The 22,184-nt window shown below is 56.3% G+C and carries 14 protein-coding genes and 1 pseudogene; 11 read left to right on the top strand and 4 right to left on the bottom strand.

Translation table 11 applies throughout. The annotated features are described in order from the left end of the window. Positions 1-116 precede the first annotated feature (116 nt). From ETAA8_RS13610 to ETAA8_RS13580, 7 genes and pseudogenes are all read left to right on the top strand, one after another. The gene (locus ETAA8_RS13610; protein WP_145088880.1) at positions 117-2,267 is read left to right on the top strand and encodes an RHS repeat-associated core domain-containing protein; all 2,151 of its coding nucleotides are present in this window, start codon (positions 117-119) and stop codon (positions 2,265-2,267) included. A 1,135-nt stretch (positions 2,268-3,402) separates the two neighbouring features. Next, positions 3,403-3,570: pseudogene (locus tag ETAA8_RS13605) on the top strand (transposase); the annotation flags it as partial. 127 nt (positions 3,571-3,697) lie between these two features. Continuing rightward, entirely contained in the window at positions 3,698-5,122 is a 1,425-nt protein-coding gene (locus ETAA8_RS13600; RefSeq protein WP_202921820.1) for an IS4 family transposase, read from the top strand. A 1,001-nt stretch (positions 5,123-6,123) separates the two neighbouring features. Then, positions 6,124-7,716 carry an ABC-F family ATP-binding cassette domain-containing protein gene (locus ETAA8_RS13595; RefSeq protein ID WP_145088877.1) on the top strand — a complete coding sequence of 531 codons (1,593 nt, stop codon included), beginning with the start codon at positions 6,124-6,126 and terminating at the stop codon, positions 7,714-7,716. A 368-nt stretch (positions 7,717-8,084) separates the two neighbouring features. Next, positions 8,085-8,726 (top strand): DUF4118 domain-containing protein, encoded by a 642-nt coding sequence (locus ETAA8_RS35895; RefSeq protein WP_145088874.1) that lies wholly within the window; start codon positions 8,085-8,087, stop codon positions 8,724-8,726. Next, positions 8,620-11,487: a PAS domain-containing hybrid sensor histidine kinase/response regulator gene (locus ETAA8_RS35250; protein WP_391484818.1), complete on the top strand. Its 2,868-nt coding sequence runs from the start codon at positions 8,620-8,622 to the stop codon at positions 11,485-11,487. Before ETAA8_RS35895 ends, ETAA8_RS35250 begins: the two co-directional genes overlap by 107 nt. A gap of 329 nt (positions 11,488-11,816) precedes the next feature. Next, a complete protein-coding gene (locus tag ETAA8_RS13580; protein WP_145088867.1) occupies positions 11,817-12,212 on the top strand; it encodes a response regulator in 396 nt (131 codons plus the stop codon). 62 nt (positions 12,213-12,274) lie between these two features. Here ETAA8_RS13580 and ETAA8_RS13575 read toward each other — a convergent pair whose 3' ends face one another. From ETAA8_RS13575 to ETAA8_RS13560, 4 genes are all read right to left on the bottom strand, one after another. Beyond that, positions 12,275-13,273: a DUF2332 domain-containing protein gene (locus tag ETAA8_RS13575; RefSeq protein ID WP_145088864.1), complete on the bottom strand. Its 999-nt coding sequence runs from the start codon at positions 13,271-13,273 to the stop codon at positions 12,275-12,277. 175 nt (positions 13,274-13,448) lie between these two features. Further along, complete coding sequence (locus ETAA8_RS13570; RefSeq protein ID WP_145088861.1) at positions 13,449-13,925, bottom strand: DinB family protein; 477 nt, start codon at positions 13,923-13,925, stop codon at positions 13,449-13,451. Positions 13,926-13,990: 65 nt separating this feature from the next. Then, positions 13,991-14,527 (bottom strand): hypothetical protein, encoded by a 537-nt coding sequence (locus ETAA8_RS13565; protein ID WP_145088858.1) that lies wholly within the window; start codon positions 14,525-14,527, stop codon positions 13,991-13,993. A 129-nt stretch (positions 14,528-14,656) separates the two neighbouring features. Next, positions 14,657-15,478 (bottom strand): HNH endonuclease, encoded by an 822-nt coding sequence (locus ETAA8_RS13560; RefSeq protein WP_202921819.1) that lies wholly within the window; start codon positions 15,476-15,478, stop codon positions 14,657-14,659. A 700-nt stretch (positions 15,479-16,178) separates the two neighbouring features. Between ETAA8_RS13560 and ETAA8_RS13555 the strand changes: the two genes are divergently transcribed. The 4 genes from ETAA8_RS13555 (at position 16,179) to ETAA8_RS13540 (ending at position 22,092) form a co-directional block, all read left to right on the top strand. Next, a complete protein-coding gene (locus ETAA8_RS13555; RefSeq protein WP_145088855.1) occupies positions 16,179-17,699 on the top strand; it encodes an HTH domain-containing protein in 1,521 nt (506 codons plus the stop codon). A 362-nt stretch (positions 17,700-18,061) separates the two neighbouring features. Beyond that, positions 18,062-18,694, top strand: coding sequence for a pentapeptide repeat-containing protein (locus ETAA8_RS13550; protein WP_145088853.1), 633 nt, complete (start codon positions 18,062-18,064; stop codon positions 18,692-18,694). Positions 18,695-18,698: 4 nt separating this feature from the next. Next, positions 18,699-19,610, top strand: a complete 912-nt coding sequence (locus ETAA8_RS13545) for a response regulator (protein ID WP_202921818.1) — start codon at positions 18,699-18,701, stop codon at positions 19,608-19,610. Beyond that, positions 19,579-22,092 (top strand): response regulator, encoded by a 2,514-nt coding sequence (locus ETAA8_RS13540; RefSeq protein WP_145088849.1) that lies wholly within the window; start codon positions 19,579-19,581, stop codon positions 22,090-22,092. The genes ETAA8_RS13545 and ETAA8_RS13540 overlap by 32 nt, the downstream gene beginning before the upstream one ends. The last annotated feature ends 92 nt before the right edge of the window (positions 22,093-22,184 follow it).

Genomic DNA, 22,184 nt, shown 5'->3' with positions numbered 1-22,184 from the left:
GATTGATCGAATCGTAAAGTAGGCTGTACAAGGCAATAATCTCGGGTGGCGAGTAGGTCACGTACGGTACTCCGTCCCTGACGGTGGGTGTGCTCACGCGATCAACCGTGGTCTGCATGTCCAACTCGCTAGTCCAGTTGGTGACCGAAATCGATTCGCTTGGTCTGGCAACGAGTTACCGCCACGGCAGCAGTGGCAATCTGGAGCTAGTGGATCGCCCCGATCAGCGGACGGAGTACGAGTATGATGCGCTGCATCGGCGAACGGCGGAAAAGTGGTACGACGGAGTATCCCTCGTGCGGACGATCGGTTTTGAGTTCGATGCGGCCAGCCAGCTGACGGAGGCCAGCGATCCGGCGGCGATCAACGTTTACATCCACGACAAACTTGGTCGTGTGACGCAGGAAGTGCAGACCTTCGCGGGGTTCACCGATACGCTCACCTTCGATTACGAGTTCAACGCGGCCGGCAATCGGACCGAAAGCCGCTGGAACTTCGGCACGACCGAGGAAATTACCACCGGCTTTGTTTACGACGACCTGAATCGCCTCACGCAACTGACCCGCGAGAGCGACGAAGAAGCGAGCTTCTGGCATCGCGTGGCCTTCAGCTACAACAAGTTGGGGCAGTACACGGAACTGAACCGCTTCGTGGGCAACACGATGCCGATCGGCGTGGCCGACACGGCCTACTCTTACGATGACCTGAACCGGCTCACGGGCATCCTGCACACTACCGGACTCACGACCTGGGCAGGGTACGACTACACCTACGACGCCGCCAGCCGCATTCTCTCGATCGATTCGTTCCTGGACGGGCTCAGCGAGTACGACTACGACGATACCGATCAACTCGTAGGGGCCGATCACACCGGCTCGACCGATGAAACCTACGACTACGACGCCAACGGCAACCGCGACACTGATTATACGACAGGGACAAATAACCAACTCGAATCCGATGGTATTTACAACTACACCTATGACGCCGAAGGGAATCGTGCGACCCGTACGAAAATCAGCACGAATTACGTCACCGAGTACACTTGGGATCATCGTAACCGACTCGTCGCAGTGACCGAGAAGGGCGACACGAGCAATGTGCTTAGCGTGGTCGAAAATAGCTACGATGTCTTCAACCGGTGGATTCGGAGGTCAGTTGATTCGGATGGAGCAGGTGCCGCGGCGGCGGTTGACAGCTTCTTTACTTACGACGGCAACCAGCTTGCGCTCGAGTTTGCCGGAGACGATGGTAGCGATCTTTCCCACATCTATAGTTGGGGACCGAACGTCGATCAGTTGATCGCGGACATCACGCATGGCGATACGCCGAATTTTGGACTGACGGATCAACTCGGTACGCCGCGGGACTTTGTGGCCTACGATTCTGGGCTGACGGACACTGTCGATACCGGCCACCGCATCTATGACTCCTTCGGCAATCTGACGAGCCAGGCGGGCACCTCCTCGCTGATTGGCTTTACAGCTCGACCGTTTGATGATTCGACCGGTCTGCAGAACAATCTTAATCGGTGGTACGACGCGACGGTGGGAAGGTGGATGAGTGAAGATCCGATCGGGTTTGCCGCTGGAACCCCGAATCTAGCTGAATATATTGGGAATAATCCGCTAGACGCTACCGATCCAAATGGTCTTGAGCGTCGGCAATCAACTGCCGAAGCTACGGCACGGCGAGTTGTAGCGCCTATTGGAAATGGCACGTACGCATTTGGACCGACTGGTAGCGCGGAAGGGATTATCGGGCTTGACGCCACGGCACAGGGACTTTGGGTCGTAAACGAAGAGTCTCCGCTTGATTGGCAATTTGGTTTCTTGCTTTCCGGAAATTTTAGATTTAATCCATTTGGTCCAGGGCTTTTCGGTGGCGGTGCCTGTTCTTACACAAATACCACCAATCCAGACGATCTCAATGGATACTCGTATTCGGTCGGCGTGAGTGCTGGAGAAGGAGTTGGCGGAGGAGTTACTATTGGAAACATCAGCGATACTTCAATCAATTCGCCCACGCCACCTCTTACAACCACCGTCGCCGGGGGGGTAATCGCTCGCGCACCCGAGCCGGTGGGGGCCTATATAGGTTGGGGAAGAACGGAGACGATAGCTATCACACCTCGGGCGGTCATTACTGCGTGGACTGTCTTTTCGGCCCGCGCTGGTGCTGGCGCGGCGGGATGCCAGGCCAACATGCGCACACGATTTAATCAGATGATTAGAGATATAGTTTTACCTGGAAGATACACTCACTGAGCCTAGGTATGGAAAGATCGAATTATTTGTGGCGTCGAATGGTGCCAGCTGCATTATCGCTGCTTTCAGTGATTGCTTCGCTGGCATGCTTAGCGATGGCCGCTATGCTCAAGCATGACACGCTTTTTTCGCTTGCCCTGGCGTTGATGTTTGTAGGTATACCGTACTTGACAATCATTGGCCTATCAATATCGTTATGCGGCATTAAGCATAGCCGAATAGGCTGGGCCGACACTCTACCGATTCCATCGCAATTCGTTAGGTCTCCAGGATATCGGGCTATTTTAAGTGTGCCTGGGCGATTTTCAGCGTCGGCACCATTTGTTGTTTGGAAGGTTTGTGACAGTGGTATTTTTGTTGACCTTTCCTTGATAGGGGAATTTTTTATCGACTGGACAATGGTTTCGCAAATAGAATGTTCACGCGGCCGCTTGTCGATTATTCACGAGTCAAGTGAGTTCGGTTCGCCTTTAATTACGAGTTCCTCGTTATTTCCGACGCTTTTACCGTTCATAACTTCTATCGACGTTCCGTCCGAAGGTGGCGTTGTCACGAGATATGTGCCAATCAGGGTTAAGCCTGTTGATCCTCTCGTTCGTGCTCGTTAGGCGCCAATTTTTGGTGAATTGTATTTCGCTAGGCAGGTGCAATGCCCAAAGCTCTACTTTATATAATCGGTTGCGTGGCCTTGCTTATATTCTGCGCTTGCGGTGGCTCAGTTTTAATGCTTCAGCTTCTTAAGAGTGATTCCACTGAAGCGAAACTCGCTGTCCTTGAATTCATAGGTCATATTAACGAAGAGGCCGCAGAGATTGAGGCGTACGAAGAGGCATCTACGGATTTTCAAAGCAAAGTGACGTTACCTCAATTTCGTACTGCATTGCAGTCAATTCCGCGAAATGAATCACCAGGCCTAATTGTTCATCTTCAACGAATTGAGTCGACTAAGAGAGGTCGGCAGTCGCACTTTATGGTCCGTTCTCAGGAGAGGAACTGTGTCTTGATTCTTGTTAAGGAGAGGGGAAAGTGGCGTATTCATCATATTGCATTGCCATAGTTGCAACATTTGCAAGATTTGATTCGTCTGGTGCCACTCACAAGGAGTTCCCATGATGTGTCCCCTATTTCCAGCCCTTTGACGAAAGATCGCGACGCGCTGCTCACGTTCTACGACTTCTCTGCAGAACATTGGCGACACCTGTGGACCACCAACCCGATCGAGTCGACGTTCGCCACCATCCGCCTGCGGCATCGTCGCACGAAAGGCAGTGGTAGCCGCCTCACCTCACTGACCATGATGTTCGTGTCCGTTCCGCGAAGCTTTCAATTACCCACAAATATTCCTGTTTTTGCTGCGGAGAATCAAGATTAGAGTGAGCCGCGGGCGAGTCACGTAACGGTCGGATTGTTTGCTAAGCGGAGCTCCCGACATGGATGTCTGGGTGGATCGTGAACTGGACGGCTGCCACTTTCCCGATGTGCGGCTTAAATCGCGGATGGATAAATTGCTCAAAAGTCTCGGTGATAAAATCGGCGATTCGTTGCCGACCGCCTGCCAAGATTGGGCCGCTACGAAGGGAGCGTATCGGTTCATTGACAACGAACGGGTGAGCGAGACAGAGATTCTGGGCGGGCATTTTCAGGCCACGCGCGAGCGCTTAGCTTCGGCCGAAGGCCCGATCTTGGTGCTGCACGATACCACCGAGTTCTCCTATACGCGGAGCGATACGCAGGCCATCGGAAAGACTCACAAGGTCGCCCGCGGACAGAAGGACAGCAAGGGGCGACAGCGAATGCATACCGTGTGTGGCCTGCTCATGCATTCGAGTCTGGTGGTGACACCTGAAGGTCTGCCGCTGGGGCTGGCGGCAATCAAGCTTTGGACACGTAAGAAATTCAAAGGTCTCAACGCCCTCATGGGCCGAGGCCCGGACGTCAGCAGCAAGCATTCGGTGAACACCACGCGCATTCCGATTGAAAAGAAGGAGAGTGTTCGCTGGCTCGAGAACGTACGACAGTCGACAGAACTGTTGGGCGACACCAAACGCTGCATTCATATTGGCGACCGAGAAAGCGACATTTATGAACTCTTCGGCGAATGCGAATCGCTGGGCACGCAGTTTGTGTTTCGCACGTGTGTTGATCGTCGCTCAGGTGATGGTGAACAGACGGCGGCCAAGACGATGCGGCGGCAGCCCATCAAAGCTGTACATCGGGTAGAAGTGCTGGATGCCAAGGGGCAGACGTCGACCGCCGTGCTGGAACTGAAGTACCTCCGGCTCCCGGTCTGTCCGCCTATCGGCAAGGAGAAACGCTACGCCGGGATGACGCTAATCGTGATCCATGCCACGGAACGCGGCAAGCCCAAGCATCGCGAGCCAATCCAATGGAAACTCATCACCAACCTTCCTGTCGCCAGCAAGGCTGCAGCCGTCGAGAAATTGGATTGGTATGCGATGCGGTGGAAAATCGAAACCTTTCACAAGATCCTCAAATCCGGCTGCAGGGCAGAGGAATCGAAGCTGCGCACGGCGGAGCGACTGGCCAATCTGATCGCACTCCTGTGCATTCTGGCATGGCGAGTCTTATGGCTGACCATGGTGAATCGACTGTCACCTGAGCTACCAGCTCGCCTGGTATTTACCGACACGGAGATGAAATTCCTCGCTCGCCTCGTTCCCATGAAAACCGATGCGCGCAAAAAAACGGTGGGCCCATCTCGTGCGACTAGCAAAGCTCGGCGGCTACCTCGGCCGCACACGCGACTCGCCGCCGGGCAACATGGTGATCTGGCGCGGCATGGCGCGTCTGACCGACATTCACCTTGGCTTCAGCTTGGCGCAAAGTGTGGGTAATTGAAAGGTTCGCGGAACGGACACTCAGAACATTACGATTGATCGTTCTTCAACAAAGCGAAGTCGATAGGAAGATTGGCAATGTCTCAGGGGGAACAACAATCCACGAAGCCCGGTGTCAACCAGCTGGCGGCATCTGCCACTAACGCAGCCCTCCAATTCGCGGCTAGTGGTGGTCGCCTGACCTCTTCGGCCGTCCGCAGCGCCCGCCTCGCAACCTGCCAAACCTGCGACCAACTCACCGGACCGCGCTGTCAAGCTTGCGGCTGCTTCATTGCCGCGAAAACCTGGCTTCGCTCGAAGCGTGCTCTGTTGGCCACTGCTTTGCGTCGTTCGATTTCAGAGTACATCTCGATTTGCTGAAACTCAACAGCTTCGCGTCGCTGCAATTCTCACGATGGTTTGGTTAAAAGCCCATCTTCACAACGATAGCGCAAATCATTCTCTCGGCTGTTAACCCGAGTTCAGAATTCACGACTGGGGTATCGCGCCGAACTCTCCTCATAACTGCTTAACACAAAACCGCGTCCCAATCTGAGACGAAAAACAGAGAGCGCGGTTAGTAGGAGAGTCCCGACCAGGGAGCTTCTCCAAAATCCCGAAATTCGGGATACCCACGGGTTAACGCACCAAGCCGGCCAGAGAGTTCTGCCGGCGTTTGGCGTTTAGGCGTTGATCTGTAAGAGTTTACGACGACGGCTGCGCTCTCTGCTCGATTGCGGCGGCACTCTCTATTTCGGCCGCCTCGGCGATTTGCCCGCCACCCTCGCCAGAACTCTCTCCGCTCTCTGTTTTCGCCGGAAAAGTGTTTAACAGCCTCGTTCCGTTCGGGGTACTGGTCGGGACGCAGATACTAACCAGAGAGCGCGAACCTTCGCTCCCGCTGCGCGTCCTCCTGTAGTTCGATTTCTTCACGCTTGGAGGCTGCTGGCAACAATGGAAAACCGACTTGGACACCGCTACGTTCTTCGAACCGTCGCCTTGCCAGGAAGGAACCTCGTATGCCAGCCTCAATCACACTCGTTGATCTCGCCTACTCCACTTCGAGCGGTCCGCTTTTCTCGCATCTGAACCTCTCCTTCGGGCCAGCTAAGGCTGGACTGGTCGGCCGGAACGGTATCGGTAAGACCACGCTTCTCCAGCTGATTGCCGGCAATTTAAAGCCACAGACTGGAAAGATAACCGTCAGCGGTAGTTTTGGCTGTTTGCGCCAGACCGTGCAGGTGAACGCCGATCAAACAGTTGCCGACCTATTCGGTGCGACTTCAGCATTGGCCGTACTGGGTCGCGCTGAACGAGGAGAAGCAACGGATGACGAACTTGCGGACGCTGACTGGACGCTTGAGACGCGTATGGCTACTGCGCTCAACCGCGTTGGATTGCGCGTACAACCCGACGCTCATCTTACTTCGATGTCGGGTGGCCAGCGCACTCGTGCGAGTCTTGCCGCACTTATCTTCTCTGAGCCTGACTTTCTATTGCTCGACGAACCTACCAATAACCTTGACCGCGATGGGCGCTCAGCCGTACTTGAACTTCTTAGCAACTGGCGGGCCGGTGCAATTGTGGTCAGTCATGATCGAGAACTGCTCGAAACGATGGATGCGATCGTTGAACTAACCACGATCGGTGCCTCGCGATATGGCGGCAACTGGAGTGCGTACCGAGCACAGAAGGCTCAGGAACTGGCTGCAGCAAAGCGCGACCTTGCGGATGCAGAAAGGCGTGTTTCTGACGCTTCCCGATACGCCCAGGCGACGACCGAACGACAAGCTCGCCGAAGTAGCACAGGCCGAAAGAAGGGAGCCAAGGGGGGGACGCCGCGAATCCTGCTCGGGGGAATGAAGGATCGGAGCGAAAAGACAACCGGCGAAAATAACCGAATCGCTGATCGCATTCGAGATGAATCCCGTGATGCGCTGGCAATCGCGCGCGGGCGGGTCGAAGTTCTGCAGCCGCTATCCGTCAAACTTCCGCCGACATGCCTCCCCGCCGACAAAATGGTGATCAGGTTGAATGCGGTAACTGCTGGCTACGAGCCAGGTCGAGCGATAATTCAGGACTTCTCCATGAGCATCCGAGGTCCAGAGCGAATTGCAGTTGCAGGACCAAACGGATGTGGAAAGTCGACGCTAATCGCGCTCATCACCGGCAAGTTGGCTTCATGGAATGGCACGGTTGAGGTCCCAGTCAATTTCGCGTTGCTAGATCAACGTGTGGAACTCCTCGATCGCTCGGCTTCGATCCGGGACAATTTCCTCCGGATCAACCTACATGCCGACGAAAACGCCTGCCGCGCCGCTTTGGCGCGATTCATGTTTCGGGCAGAATCGGCGCTCCAGATTGTTTCGACCCTCAGCGGCGGACAGATACTGCGTGCCGGCTTGGCTTGTGTTCTCGGCGGGCCGATGCCACCACCTTTGTTGGTCTTGGATGAGCCGACGAATCACCTGGACATCGATTCAATCGAGTCGGTCGAAGCAGGCCTACGCGACTACGACGGAGCATTGCTTGTCGCCAGCCACGACGAGACTTTTCTGAATGCGATCGGAATTACACGCCGAGTAGATTTGCGCCCCTTTAATACCACCTAGACCAGGGTGGATCGCATCCAATTTGACTGAACTAGCGTCCGGGGCCTGGTCGAGACGCAGATACTAACCGAGAGCGCCGGGCCTCACTTCGAAGTGTCGGACCGAAGCACGCTATGAAATGCTCTCCAGCTGCCTTCTGGTGGGCTACAATTGTTAGTCCTTGTCATCGACGCCGTGGTGCTCAATCCTGACGACGATTGCGTCCCGCGAGCAGGTCGAATTCGATGGCGGTGCCAGGGGCTGGATGATCCGACCTCTTGTTCCTGATTTCAAACCAGATTGACGTTACTTGTCTACACCGGCAGAATCCTGGTCCTACGTAATTGTGACTTTCGAGATAGACCTGTGGTCTTGCGCAAAGGTCGCTGATGAACCGTTCCGCCCCGGCCTCTTTTCTCGCATATAGTATTTCGCTCGCAAGTCTAGCTGCGGCGGTGTTGCTTCGTTGGCTGCTGGACCCGGTGATGGCGGATACACTCCCGCTCGCCACCTTGTTCGGGGCAATCGGCGTTGCCGTCTGGATCGGCGGGTGGCGGACCGCGCTGCTCGTTGCTGCTCTCGGCTACCTGCTCTGTCACTATCTGTTCATTGCACCCCGCGGGCAACTCGATCTGAGCGACTCGGCCGACGTCGTCGGTTTGCTCGTTTACCTGGCCACGGCGTCGATTCTCATCGGCTTCGGTGAAGCCTTCCGCCGCGCGCAGCAGCAATCCCAAAAAGCGGAAGAGAGGGCTCGACAGCAGACCGAACGTTTGCAAGTCACGCTGGGCAGTATCGGAGATGGGGTGATAACCACGGATACCGACGGCCACATCACCACGATGAATCCCGTCGCTGAGGTTCTGACCGGGTGGACGCACGACGAGGCGGCAGGTGCTCCGCATCGTCAACGAATCCACCCGATTGGAGGTCGAGAACCCGGGGTTGCGGGCATTGAAGGAAGGGGTCATCGTCGGGCTGGCAAACCACACCGTTCTCATCGCGAAGGATGGCACGGAACGGCCCATTGACGACAGTGCCGCCCTGATCCGAGACCAGGCCGGAGCAATCACTGGGTGCGTGCTGGTATTCCGTGATATCAGCGAACGGCACCGCGCCGAGGCCGAGCAGCAGGCGGCGCAGGAGCAGACCAGAACGACCCTCGAAAGCGTCACCGACGGTTTCATGCGATATGACGCCGACTGGCGGATCGTCTATGTGAACGCCGAGGCCGAACGCATCAACCGGCTGACCCGGTCCGAAATGCTCGGCCGAAACGTTTGGGAGGTTTTCCCCGCGCTGGTTGGCACGAAGTTTGAAGCCGAGTTCCGGCGAGCAGTGGCGGATCGCGTGACGATCGAGTTCGAGAACTTTTACGAACCGTTTGGTCGGTGGTATTCCCTAAAGGGGTTTCCAACTGCGGACGGCGGACTGACCACGTATATCCGCGATATTACCGAGCAGAAAGTGAATCAGGAGGCGTTGCAACGGAGCGAGGCCCGGCTCCGCCGGGTGTTCGAGTCGAACGTGGTCGGCATGATCCGCTGGGACTTGGACAGCAGTCTGATCCTGGACGCCAATGCCGAGTTTCTGCGGATGACCGGGTATACCCGCGAAGACTTGGCCGAAGGTCGGCTAAACTTCCGCGACATGACCCCGACCGAGTGGACCCTCCGCAATGAAGAGGGGATCCGCACCATCCGAGCGGACGGACATGCTGCCCCCTACGAGAAGGAATACTTTCGCAAGGACGGTTCGCGCGTGCCGCTGATCATCGCGGGCACGCGGTTCGACGACTCGACTTCGGAAGGCATGTCGCTGATCATCGACATCTCCGACCGCAAACATGCCGAACAAGAGATTGTTCGCTTGGCCGCTGAGTCGGAGCGGCAACGGCGCTTGTACGAAACGGTGCTTTCGAGCACACCGGACTTCGTGTATGTCTTCAGCCTCGACCACAAGGTTCTCTATGCCAACGATGCGTTGATCAAGATGTGGGGTCGCGGCCAGGAGGGCGCGATTGGCAAGACGTTCCTGGAGATCGGCTACGAGCCGTGGCACGCGGAGATGCACGACCGCGAGATCGACCAGGTGCGGGCCACGCGGCAGCCGATCCGCGGCGAGGTGCCGTTCAACGGAACGCACGGGCGGCGGCACTACGACTATATCTTTGTGCCCATTATCGGAGCCGACGGCGAGGTTGAGGCGGTAGCCGGGACCACGCGCGACGTGACCGAGCGACGCGAGGCCGAGGCGGCGTTGCGTCAGAGCGAAGAGCGGCGGCGGTTGGCCCTCGATGCCGCAGAGTTGGGCACCTGGCACGTCGACCCGGCGACCTTCACCCTAACCACCGACGAGCGATTCCGCATTATCTTCACGGGCGCCCCCGAGGCTATGGATTACGAGCAGGCATTCGCCGCCATTCACCCGGACGACCGGGAGCGACTGCACGAGGCGGTGGTAGCGTCGACCCGCATTGATGACCCTACCCCGTATGCCGAGGAGTACCGCGTTTTTCACCCGGACGCGTCTGTCCGCTGGGTCTTCGCCAAAGGGCGTGCGAGTTACGATCACGAGGGGCCAGGGCGGCGGCTCGTCAGCTTCGACGGTACGGTCGCGGACATCACCGCCCGCAAACTTATCGAAGAGGAGCGGGAGCGGTTGGTTGGCCAACTGCGGGACGCCGACCGACGCAAGGACGAGTTCCTGGCGACCCTGGCTCACGAATTACGCAACCCGCTGGCGCCGATCCGCAACTGCCTTCAAGTCCTGCGATTCGCCGGCGCTGATGGAACGATCGAAGAAACCCGCGCCATGATGGAGCGGCAAGTCACGCAGTTGGTCCGGCTGGTAGACGACCTGCTCGACATGAGCCGGGTGACAAGCGGCAAGTTGCAACTCCGCCGGGAAAGGGTCGAACTAAAAACGGTAATTGACGCCGCCGTGGAGACGAGCAGACCAACAATTGAGCAGTTCGGGCACGAATTGGCCGTCGTACTACCGGACGAACCGATTTCGATGAATGGCGACCTGACCCGACTGGCCCAGGTAGTGTCCAACCTGCTGAATAACGCGGCTAAGTATACGCACCCGGGCGGGCAGATTCGGTTGGCTGTCCGTTGTGAGAACGGCATGGCGGTCGTGGCGGTCACCGACAATGGCATCGGAATCCCGCCCAGTATGCTCACCAAGGTATTCGATATGTTCACCCAGGTAGACCGCGCGCTGGAGAGGACGACAGGCGGATTGGGAATCGGGCTTTCGCTGGTTAAGGGGCTTGTCGAAATGCACGGCGGGACCATCGAAGTTCACAGCGAAGGTGAAGGGCGGGGTAGCGAATTCACTGTACGACTGCCGCTCGTATTATCAGCTGTTGAGAAAATCAGGCCGCCAGTAGTCGACGAGCCGGTTAAATCGACTAGCCGCCGCATTCTGGTCGCCGATGACAATTTAGACTCGGCCGAATCGCTAGGGCGATTGCTCAAATTGCTGGGGAACGACGTGAGTACTGCGCACGACGGCCTACAAGCAGTAGATGTCGCAGAAGCATTCCGGCCCGACGTCATCTTACTTGACATTGGGATGCCGAAGCTCAACGGCTACGAAGCCTGCTGCCGCATTCGAGAACAGCCGTGGGGCAAAAACACCATCGTTGTTGCCATGACAGGCTGGGGGCAAGACGAGGACAAGCGGAGGTCGCAAGCCGCCGGGTTCAATCAACACCTTGTCAAGCCGGTGGATTTTGTGGCCCTTGAGAAGCTATTGTTGTCGTTGAAGGCGGACACGGCTTGAATTGCCCAGCTAGGTCCGTTGGCTTTTGCACCAATGGCTGCGCTATAGCATCTGCAGCGCCAACTCGGTTCGGTCACATGGACCGAAGAGGAATGGCCTCGTTCGATCCGGGGTACTGGTCGGGACGCAGATACTAACTGGAGAGCGTGGTCACCATTACTGCAGGTTCCCAGCGCGGTAGGCACCCCACCGACGACATCTAATTTGGCCGAGCTAGCCCGAAGCAGTGGTTGCTGTCGTCCCGCTTGCCGAGCCGCGAATACTGGCCAAGGCACGCTAGATTCAGGCTAAACTCTGGTGCTCTCCTCTCCCTTCGCCAAGGACAATCCGTGTCTGACACTTTTGAATCTCACACGCCTCTGCGGATTTTAGTCGTTGAGGACAACAAAGATGCAGCTGACAGTCTGGCAATGCTGCTGCGAATCCAGTGCGCCCATACCGTCGACGTGGCCTACACGGGGCTCCAGGCATTGCAGGTCGCCAACGTCCGTCGCCCGGATGTAATCTTGCTCGATCTGGGCCTCCCCATCATGAATGGCTATCAGGTCGCTGAGGCCGTGCGAGCTATGCCGGATGCTGAAGAGATTGTGATCATCGCCATCACTGGGCACAGCCAGCCGGAAGCAGTTGATGCATCGGCCGCCGCCGGAATCGACCTTCACCTGGCCAAACCGGTCGACATTCGGCATTTGCTCAGCTATTTAAGCGGTAGTGGCCTGAGTTGATTGCAGGAGGCGTGTGGTTCATTCGGTTGAGGTGACGAGAGAGCGCGGAGTTGAAATCCCGGCTAGTATCGTGGGTGCAGCCATTCAAGTTCTGCCCCATGGGGATGAGCTAACGCCAGAAATTCATCTCTTCGCTCACCGCGATGAAATGTTGTCCGGCCTAGCAAGAACGGACGTGGACCCGACGGCGGAGCTAACGCGGCAATTTCCGGAACGACGGATCTCGATTCATTCGAGATCCAGATGATGTCACGTGCTCGGGACGCATCGGCCATGTTACTGGCAAAGATATTTCGTTCTTGAGGGGATACGTAGCTGAGCACTGCCGAATGAAATACGACAAGTAGTGCGTGGTCGGGGGCATCGTCAATTAGTTGCCTTAGATCAGTCACTAGATTGCCTTGATGCACCTTGACTTCGCGTCGTCTGCCCAAGTCCATCGCCGCCTGAAGCCGCTGTTGTCTCTCGACATGATCAGCGAATACGCACGATGACATCCAGCGAGCATCAGCTTGGTCCCGTAAATTGACCGGCGCAAGATCTAACCCCGCTCGCCATACAACCTGCGGCAGTTTTTCGGGCAACGGAAGCACGCCCTGAGTCTGGCACCGTAGCCTTACGGGTGACTCTGGAATGCCAATCTTTGTGTCACCATAGTCGTAGTAGAACTCGTCTAGAAGCAGACAAAGCCCGGCACTTGCACCGACCTCCAGTAGTGCGAGAGGACCGTCAGGCAATGCTGGCAGCAGTACTGCACAGCGGCCAACTTCGTTAGTTTGCGTGCGTCGCAAATTCATTAGCGTCGCTATTTCTACACCTCTCCGCTGCACAAAAACTTCTAACTCTTTAGCCGACTTTGGCATCCATTCCTGCCCGGCAAGGTATTGAATAGCAGCCAGAAAGAGATTGGGCTGAATGACGGGCAAGGGGGAAAGGAATGCAACAAGCTCATCCTTGGCGGCAACCGCATGGGCCAAGTTGAAGTACAGGTCGGAGTAACCCTGGCATTCATTGTCAGCAAAACTCCGGTAAACCCGGTTCACGTGGTCAAAATCAAACATCCTCTTGTTTCCTCAGTAACCTGCTGACATGGCGAAGCTACAGCTTAAAACTCACGGCTCCCGGGGTATTTACTCGGGCCACGGATACAAGTTGCGATCAAGAACGGGGACACGGCCCCGAATCCCTTCACCTTACCAAAACGCTAGCTGTCCGGCCGGTCTGTACCAGCGGTGATTAGCCGGTTGCCCGCGAGTCTATTCCCATGCTCCAGCCACCGAAGTCCCCAGCTTCGAACGGCGGATCCTTGCCGAGCAAGCGGAGCATCGTAATAAACTGCGTGCGATGATGCGTGCCATGTGTAACCAGGTGGAAGATCTGTTCTAACCGGCGATCGCGATGCAGCAGTTCCAGGTCATGGGATGCATCGATTGCCACCAAAAAGGCATCGGAAAGTTCGCGATTCCATTCCGTGAGCCGCTCCAACGACATCTCCGCTTCATACGGTAACATCGGCGGCTTGAAAACGGTCGGGGCCACGCACCCGCTCCACGTTTGAAGTACTTCGACGATGTGAAACAACGTCGCGTGAACTGTTTGAAATCCGAAGGGAAATCGGTGGAATAATTGTTCGGCAGTCAGCTTACCTGCGGCTTCCAGAGATCGATGATTACACCAAACCTCGAGTGTCGCATGGTGGCTTAGCGCAATCAATTTTCACTGGCCGGCAACGCGCCGACCGGCGTTCATTCTTAGTAGATCGCTAAGCGCGTGCGCGGTTAGCCGCAGGGAACACATCCAGCCATCTGCTGCAAGTCATGGATGAGGTTGTCCCAATGCCCCGTGACTTCGTATTTGCGGTTTTTTTGCGAACTGTTGTATAAGAACAACGTGTATGCCGGATAGCCGAGTGCCTCAGTAGTAACGGCGTACTTGTATCCTTTCAGCTCAGCAAGTGTGACATAAACACAAGTAATTTTCGGATTCTTGTCACGCACCGCGTCAAAGTTATGCCTGATCCTCGAGATTGCACTCAGTTCAAAGACACCCGAGTTCTTGATTTCCAAAACCACGCGCACATCCTCGGGGCGGTAAAGCAGGCCGTGCTTCGGTTCAACGCCCTCCCGAGCGATCAACAGGTCTACTTCGATAGGGATACCGTCGATAAAGACGTCACGTGCAGAGGCCGTGACACCGTGTCGCGACAACGAATGCTTGAGGAGTTCGGCGCAAACCGCCCCAGCGTATTTTGAGCATTTGTGCCCAAAGTCCTTCTTAGCTGTATTAATGAGCCCAAGCAGTTCGTGATCGGTCATTTGTAGCCACCGAGCCTATAAATGTCCTCCGACGCCACCAGGATAACTGCCGGTGCCGGGACCCTTTCGCTGACGTGATTGAACTGACTAGCGAACTTCGTAGCCGGCACCGAGCCGACGGATTTCAGTTTAGTGTTGGTCTTCCAGCTGTCGCACATAGTCTTTGAGTGCCTGATTCTTTGCATTCCCATCTAGGCCAAAGTGAATCTCCGTATGGCAATTCGGACAGATTGCGCCGACCCAACGCGGATGGTCCGGCCCCCCATCCGAAACACGGCGAATGTGGTGCGGCTCAAGGTAAGGCAAACCATTGGGACGAAAAAAGGGTGCTGGCATGCGACAGAGTTCACAAGTTCCGGCCGCCCTAGCCAAAACAAAGTCGCGCACTGCCGCGCTGCGTTCGTAAACGATGCGTTTTGCCGACTTCGGTTCGGCCTGGGCGGCTTCGCTTGCTGCTGCATATGCCGCAGCGCGGAGATCTCGTATCGATGCCGCTGCTGGAGTTCGTTGATTTTCCAATGGCTCAATTGCTGAAAGTGGTACGAGATGGAAGACGAGCGTTTTTCGCTCCAACCCCTCAACATCTGTGCCTGTTCGCCCTTCCCAAGTTGCACAGCAAAATTCGCCCAGATACCTGTACCCCTTTGATTTGCCTAAGGATGCAAACAAGTGCAAGGCTTTCCCGTTAGCCGCATGATCGCGAATCGCAGAATTCCCTCGCACAAACTGCATGTCACCTTTTTGCCCTTCGCCGGTGTAGATGAAAACTCCATCCTTGTTCCAGCCATCAGAGTATCCAAACTGCTCGCCACTTTCCCCAGTGAACAAGAACACATATGGATAGTCAGCAGGAGTCGAGATTCCGCCCTGTTGCTGGCCGCCAAAGCGTGCATGAATGGCAATTGTGCGGTTGTATATTCGACCGATTTCGTAGCCGGGAACTGAATTCACACGAACCTCCAACGGCGGGGATTGACCACGGAAGGACTGATTGTGCAAGTCTGAGTGCTATTGTCAAACCTTTGAAATGCGTTGCACCACGTCGGGGTTGGTTTTGACGCACAGCGCTGCGATTCACGAGAAGCTGCTTACGAGACATCTTGTACTCCACAATCGCCGCCTGATCCCGCACCTTCCCCTCGCGTATCAGCTGGTCGAAGTGAATCGCTAGTGCCATAAGCTTCGCGATGCGAGGAACACGAAGGACCGGGGCCTACTCTTCCGTCGCCAGTTTCTTCTTCCCCTTGGCCGCTCGTTTGAACTGCACTTTCATTTCCAATTTCATGCCACTGCCTCCTCGTTGATCCCTGCCGACCGGAACGAAATCGCCAGATTGCTGTCACGCCCATCGTGGGCCACCGTCTCTACGAGTAGCTCGACCACGCGGACTTGCTCGCGATTGGATAGGGATGGCCATAGGCAGCCAAAATCGGCCAGTGCGGCGCGCACAGCAAACGAATACGATTAACTAACCTAGCGATAACAATGATGGCCTTTGAGATCGACTGGCGGCACAAGGAGCGTCGGAAGCTATCAGAGCAGCTTATTAGGTCGAAGCGAATTCCATCGCGCGATCCACATTGCAATTAGTCTGCGTCGATTGCTAAACTCTTTTGCTTTCACCTCGGACTCTCGAGTTCCCACTGTCTGCATGAGCAAGCAACAACACCCCGGGCCAAACGAAGAGAACGTCTCAGCCCAGTTGCCGGTGACGGATTTGGAGGCTCAGTCGCTGCAGGTGGCGATCTCCGACCTGCTTCGGGCAATTCCAGTTGTTTGGGCAGACGTCGATGGTGATTGTTTGAGCCATCTACAAACCCGAGCTCTTTTTCTGCTCATTTCCTCGGGGATGGTCGAACGGCGAGGTTGGCTACGCACCACGATAGCCAATCATTCCACATGCATCGAAATACGCTTCCAGGCTACGGGAGAATCTGGTTACCACGAGGCGCTTCAGCAGGCCTCGCCCACCCAATTCGAAGTTTGGCGCGATGCGTGGCGGGATTGGTGTGGTCGTTCGCACGGCGGAGCTAGTCCTTTTCATTCATATATGATCAAGCCGCAAGAATGGAGGTTAACCGACCAAGGCGTTCTGGCTCGGGATGATCTTAACGGGTTGAATCCTGATTCGGATCCGGCATTCGTGTTTGATTTTGTGTTCAAGCGAGGGCCTCATGGCCCCGGCTACTGGCTGCGACGAATGGGGCCCGGCGGGAGACCATTGTCAGAAGAGGAAACGCAGACCGTCGCCAGACTCCAAGCAGCCGGCCAAGACCTTGGGACATTGCCAAGGCCGCCGTGTAACGGCAATGGTGAACTGCTTGAAATTCGTAAGGTCGAAGCATCAGCGCCAGCTTCCAAAGTGAATGTGAACAACTGGGACGAGGGTGCGGCAGCATTTGCTGCCGTCTTTACCGAGTTGATGGGACAAAGGCCGGAAGTACAATCTCCGTCCGCCGCGACAGTCCCTCAAGGCGAGCCTACGTCTCCTGCAACTGGGCCTAAAGCGGTAACGCCTTCTCTCTTCGCTGGCGGGCTAATGGTGTTTCGTGAGGATCGGGTAACCCTTTGCGATGTCGACATCTGTAGTGGGGCTCGCTCCAAACCACGGCGAGACTTTCTTGAGTTGCTTGCCCAGCGCCGACCTGACGGGCAGTTTCCTGCATATGACAAGGACGAGATCGCGCAACGAATCAAATTGAAAAGTGGCGAAAAGTCCGTTGCGGGCCTCGTTCGGGATTTGCGCGAGGACATTACCGCGCGTTTAGGGCAGCTGGCAAATATCCAATGCGATGGACATCAGGTCATTCTGAGTGGCGGCCCAGGATACCGTTTTGCCGACGCGATAACTGTCCAGTTGGCACCGGGAAGCGCGATCACGGACATTGAGGACAACGATCAGGGACATGATGTCTCTAGTGTCCCTAGTGGGGATGTCCCTGATGTCCCTAATGGGGATGTCCGTAATCGGAACGTCCCCGATGTCGGAAATGAACGTCAGACTTGGATCCTGAAGGAGCTCGCAAAGGGAAGGCCGCTCAACGCTCCAAACGTGGCCAAGCACTTTGGATGTTCGGTAAAGACGGTCCAACGGGATCTGAATGCATTGAAAAAAGCAGGAAAGGTGGAGTTCGTTGGAACCTCACGATCTGGAATCTATCGGCTTCGCTAAGCGGCTTACGCAGAAAGTTGGACAATTCGGTTCAATACATGCGTCTTCGAGGTTGGCGAAAGAACGGCATCCACAATTGCCGTGACCAACGGTTCAAACGAATGCCAGTTACCCCAATTTTCTTATTCCCCTGCTGGGAAAGCGCGCTGAGCGCGTGCCGCATCGCCCCAGACGGCGGTGCTCAATCGAGCGGACAAGCCTTGATCTTGGCTAGTGCGCTGCGACTCTTAACTTATCTTTCACTTTTCCTTCACGAAAACGGTACGGGGCATTCGCTACGATGGGGGGGCTAAGACGCAGGCGGAGTAAGTTCATGGGAGATGATTCGCAGGAAGCTGGCAGTGTCCAACTGAGGCACGGCAATGATCGAGATCAGAAAGCGGGATTCGAGCCAAATCTTGCTGCGAGTTTTCAAGGACTCTCTGGTCGGCCATTCGTTTTCGGCAGTGAACCTCGATTCGCCAGACTTCTCGGCGATGTCTCTGGCCGACGTGAGCATGATGCACGCCTGCCTGAAGAATGCTGATTTCCGCGAGTCCAAGCTCGCAGCGGCAAGTTTTTATCGTGCCTTGCTAACGAATGTACGGTTTGAAGGAGCAGAGCTAACGTCGGCTGACTTCGCCGAGACCGTGCTGATCGGCGTCTCGTTTCGAAATGCAGATTTGCAGCAGGCTCAGTTTCGCTATGCCCGCATCACCGATGTCGATTTTCATGGGGCAGACCTGCGCGGAGCGAACCTGACCATGGCGCGAATCACCGGCAGCTTCCGCGGTGCCGATCTCCGCAACGCCGATCTCCGTAGTGCCGATCTGCGCGACGCCGACTTGACCGACGCCCGGTTCGACGGAGCCAAGCTTGCGCGTGCTCAAGTCGTCGGTGCCAAGCTAACCCCGCTTCATCAGCAGCTGGTTCAAATGACCAAGGACGAGGTCGCCCTTGCGCGCTCGCCTGCCAGCGCGGCAAATGAACGACCGTGGTGGAAATTCTGGAACTAACGTAATGCCTAACGTGCTCGTAATCGACGATTCGCCAATCGACCGCATTCTGGTCGAGGGGATCTTGAAGCGCGACTCGCGCATGAAGACAACCGTTGCGACCAACGGCCTGGACGGCCTCGCCAAAATGGAAGCAACCAAGCAGGATGTGGTTATCACAGACCTGCAAATGCCGGAAATGGACGGCTTGCAGCTCGTCACCGCGATCCGCTTGCACTATCCACATGTGCCGGTTGTGCTAATCACCGCACACGGCAGCGAGGACCTGGCCATCCGCGCTTTAGAGCAAGGTGCGGCCAGCTATGTTCCGAAGTCGCAAGTGGCCGAAAAACTGCTCGACTCGGTCGATCAAGTGCTTGACCTGGCGAAGTCCGACCGCAGTTATGAGTTGCTCGCCTCCTGCATGCAAGAAGCAAACTTTCGGTTCGACCTCGCGAATGACGGCGCTCTTTTGGAGCGACTAGTAGAACTCGTGCAACAGATCTCGACCTGTATGGGGTTGTGTGATGTGGGGGGGCAGGTACGGCTTGGGATGGCTCTGGAAGAAGCGTTGCGGATGTGCCTTTACCGCGGCAATCTCGAACTTTCCGAAGCCGACATGCGGCAAGTTCAATTTCATCGTGGTGCCGCCCAACCCTTGGTCGAAGAGCGCCGACGCGCACCAGGAGTATCTGACCGAAAGCTGTTGGTAGCTGTGCAGTTATCGCCGGCACAAGGTCTGATTGCGATTCGCCATGAAGGTCCCCCGTTAAACTGGCTGGAGGATTCAAGTCCGGAAGCGACTGCCCACGATGGCCTCGGCGATCGCAGCTTGATTCTGATGAAAGCCTTTGTCGACGAAGTCTGGCTCGATCCCGCTGGGCAGCAATTAGAACTGCGGATACATGGACCACGCTCAAACGCTCCGACTAACTAGAGGAAGCAAAGACACCTCGGGCGTGCGACCTGCAAATCCCACGCTGCATGCCAACTCGACCCTGGGTGACCTTCCGGTTCATAACTATCGTGTAACTCCCGACACGTGGGGGACGAACGTTCGCGCCGAGTTTGAACGAAGTGCCGAGTTACCCGGCGTGCTCATTGTCGCCAACGGTCGCTACCTGGCGACCATTTCGCGCGAGCGTTTCTTCAACCAGTTGAGCAAGCCATTCGCCCTCGAACTCTATATGAGGCGCCCCATCGAGGTGTTGGCCGCTGCCGTGGAAACCGACTCGCTGGAACTCCCTTCGACAATGACGGTGCCGGCTGCCGTCGCCGTCGCACTATCGCGTTCACGCCACATTATCTACGAACCGGTCGTGATTCGCTTTCCGGATGGTGACGTCCGCCTGCTCAGCAGCGAAACACTACTCCTCGCACAGTCGAAGATCATCGAGCACGCCAGCGAGATTATTCAGCGCCAAAAGGATGCGGCCGATGCGGCGAATCTGGCCAAGAGTCAGTTCCTGGCCAACATGAGCCATGAAATTCGCACCCCCATGAATGGCATTCTGGGAATGACCGATCTGCTGCTCGATACGAGCTTGAATGGTCAACAGCGTGAATATCTGGAGATGGTGCGCAACTCTGCCGAATGGCTGATTGCCATCGTCAATGACGTGCTGGACTTCTCCAAGATCGAAGCCGGCAAGCTCGATTTCGAAGAGATCGACTTCGAACTCCGGTCAACCATGAACGACTTGCTAAAGCCGTTGGCCTTTCGTGCTCACGGAAAAGAACTGGAATTGATTTATCGCGTCGCTCCTGACGTGCCCGATCACTTAATCGGCGATCCAACGCGGTGGCGACAGATCATCACCAATCTCGTGGGAAATGCGATTAAGTTCACGGAACGCGGCGAGATATTTGTGAATGTCGAAGCGCAGCATGCGGCCAGCGATCGCTTGACATTGCACTGTTCCGTCGCGGATACGGGCATCGGCATTCCCGCCGATCGCGTCGACAAAATCTTTCAAGCGTTCGAGCAAGCCGATGGCACCACCACGCGGAAATATGGCGGTACCGGCCTGGGACTTTCGATTTCGGCACGCCTCGTAGAATTGATGCACGGGCGCATCTGGGTCGAGAGTCAGCCCACTCAGGGGTCGACATTTCATTTCACGATCACTCTGCGGCAGAAATCTGAGAACCAAACCACACCCTCGCCGCAACTCGACTGCAGTGCCACGCCGATACTGGTCGTCGATGACAATGCCCGTAGTCGCCAGAGCTTGAGCGAACTTTTGAAATGCTGGGGATTTCCGATCACCGAAGCTGACAGCGGCTCGCACGCGCTGGGTGAGTTAATCACCTCTGCCAGTCGGGGCAAACCATATCGCCTGGCCATTATCGATCAGCAAATGCCCGGCATGAGCGGACTGGAACTGATCGATGCCATTGACGCCGATCCGCGGCTGACCACCACCTCGGTCATTCTGCTACCTGGCCCGTTTCCTTTGGCCGACCAACGGCAAACTTCGCCACGAGTGCAAGGTGTGGTCGCCAAGCCGGTCAACCCATCGCGATTGTTCGACGCCATTCTCAACATCATGCAGCCCGGTACTCACGAGAACGGGAAGGTCGCACTATCTGCCAGCAGTCAGCCCGTCACCGCGCAACTCCGAGTGCTGCTGGCCGAAGACAATCTGGTGAACCAAAAACTGGCCGTTGCTCTGTTGGAGAAGCGTGGCCACCAGGTGACGGTGGTAGACGATGGTCATAAAGCAATCAAAGCCTGGCAATCGTCAACGTTCGATCTGATTCTCATGGACCTGCAGATGCCCATTATGGACGGGCTGCAAGCGGTGGGTGAAATACGACGTGCCGAGTTAGCCGCCAATCAGCAGCCCGTTCCGATTATTGCGATGACCGCGCACGCGATGAAGGGTGATCGCGAACGCTGCCTGGAAGGTGGAATGGACGACTACGTGGCGAAGCCAATTCGAGCTCCGCTCCTGTTCGAGGCCGTCGACCGTGTCATGTCGGCAGCCAAGCCGCCGCCAAGTCCGCCCCGAGCGCCGCTTGTTCCCACCTCAGCGACAACAAGCTCGTCCGGGCCAAAGCCAATCCCGGTTTCTCCTCTCGCCATCGACTGGCAATCGGCGCTTTCGGCAACGGCTGGCGATGTCGATCTGATGAAGGCGTTGATCGATGCCTTCTTGCTGGAAGGCCCCAAAATGCTTGCCGAAGCCCGCGACGCGCTAACTTCGAAAGATGGCGTTCGCCTGCGCCGCGCTGGCCACACCATCAAAGGTTCGTGCGGCTACTTTGCGGCACCCACCGCTATGGATGCCGCCCAACGACTAGAGACTGCTGGTGGCGCGGGAGATTTCTCCGCAGCCAGAGGTGCGCTTGTCGAACTGGTCGCCGAGCTGCGGAAACTGGTGCCGGCCCTCAAGCAGTTTCGGTCGGCGAACTGAACGTCATCTCTCCGATTTTGCCCTTCGACGTGAACTGCCAAAAAAAAATTCAGTTCCATGCCTGTTGAGCAACTTCCCGCGCATCTAACGAA

It is taken from the genome of Anatilimnocola aggregata (assembly GCF_007747655.1).
GTDB classification, from domain to species: Bacteria; Planctomycetota; Planctomycetia; order Pirellulales; family Pirellulaceae; genus Anatilimnocola; species Anatilimnocola aggregata.
The sequence above is the reverse complement of the archived record's forward strand: the minus strand, read 5'-3'. Positions and strand labels throughout refer to the sequence as shown.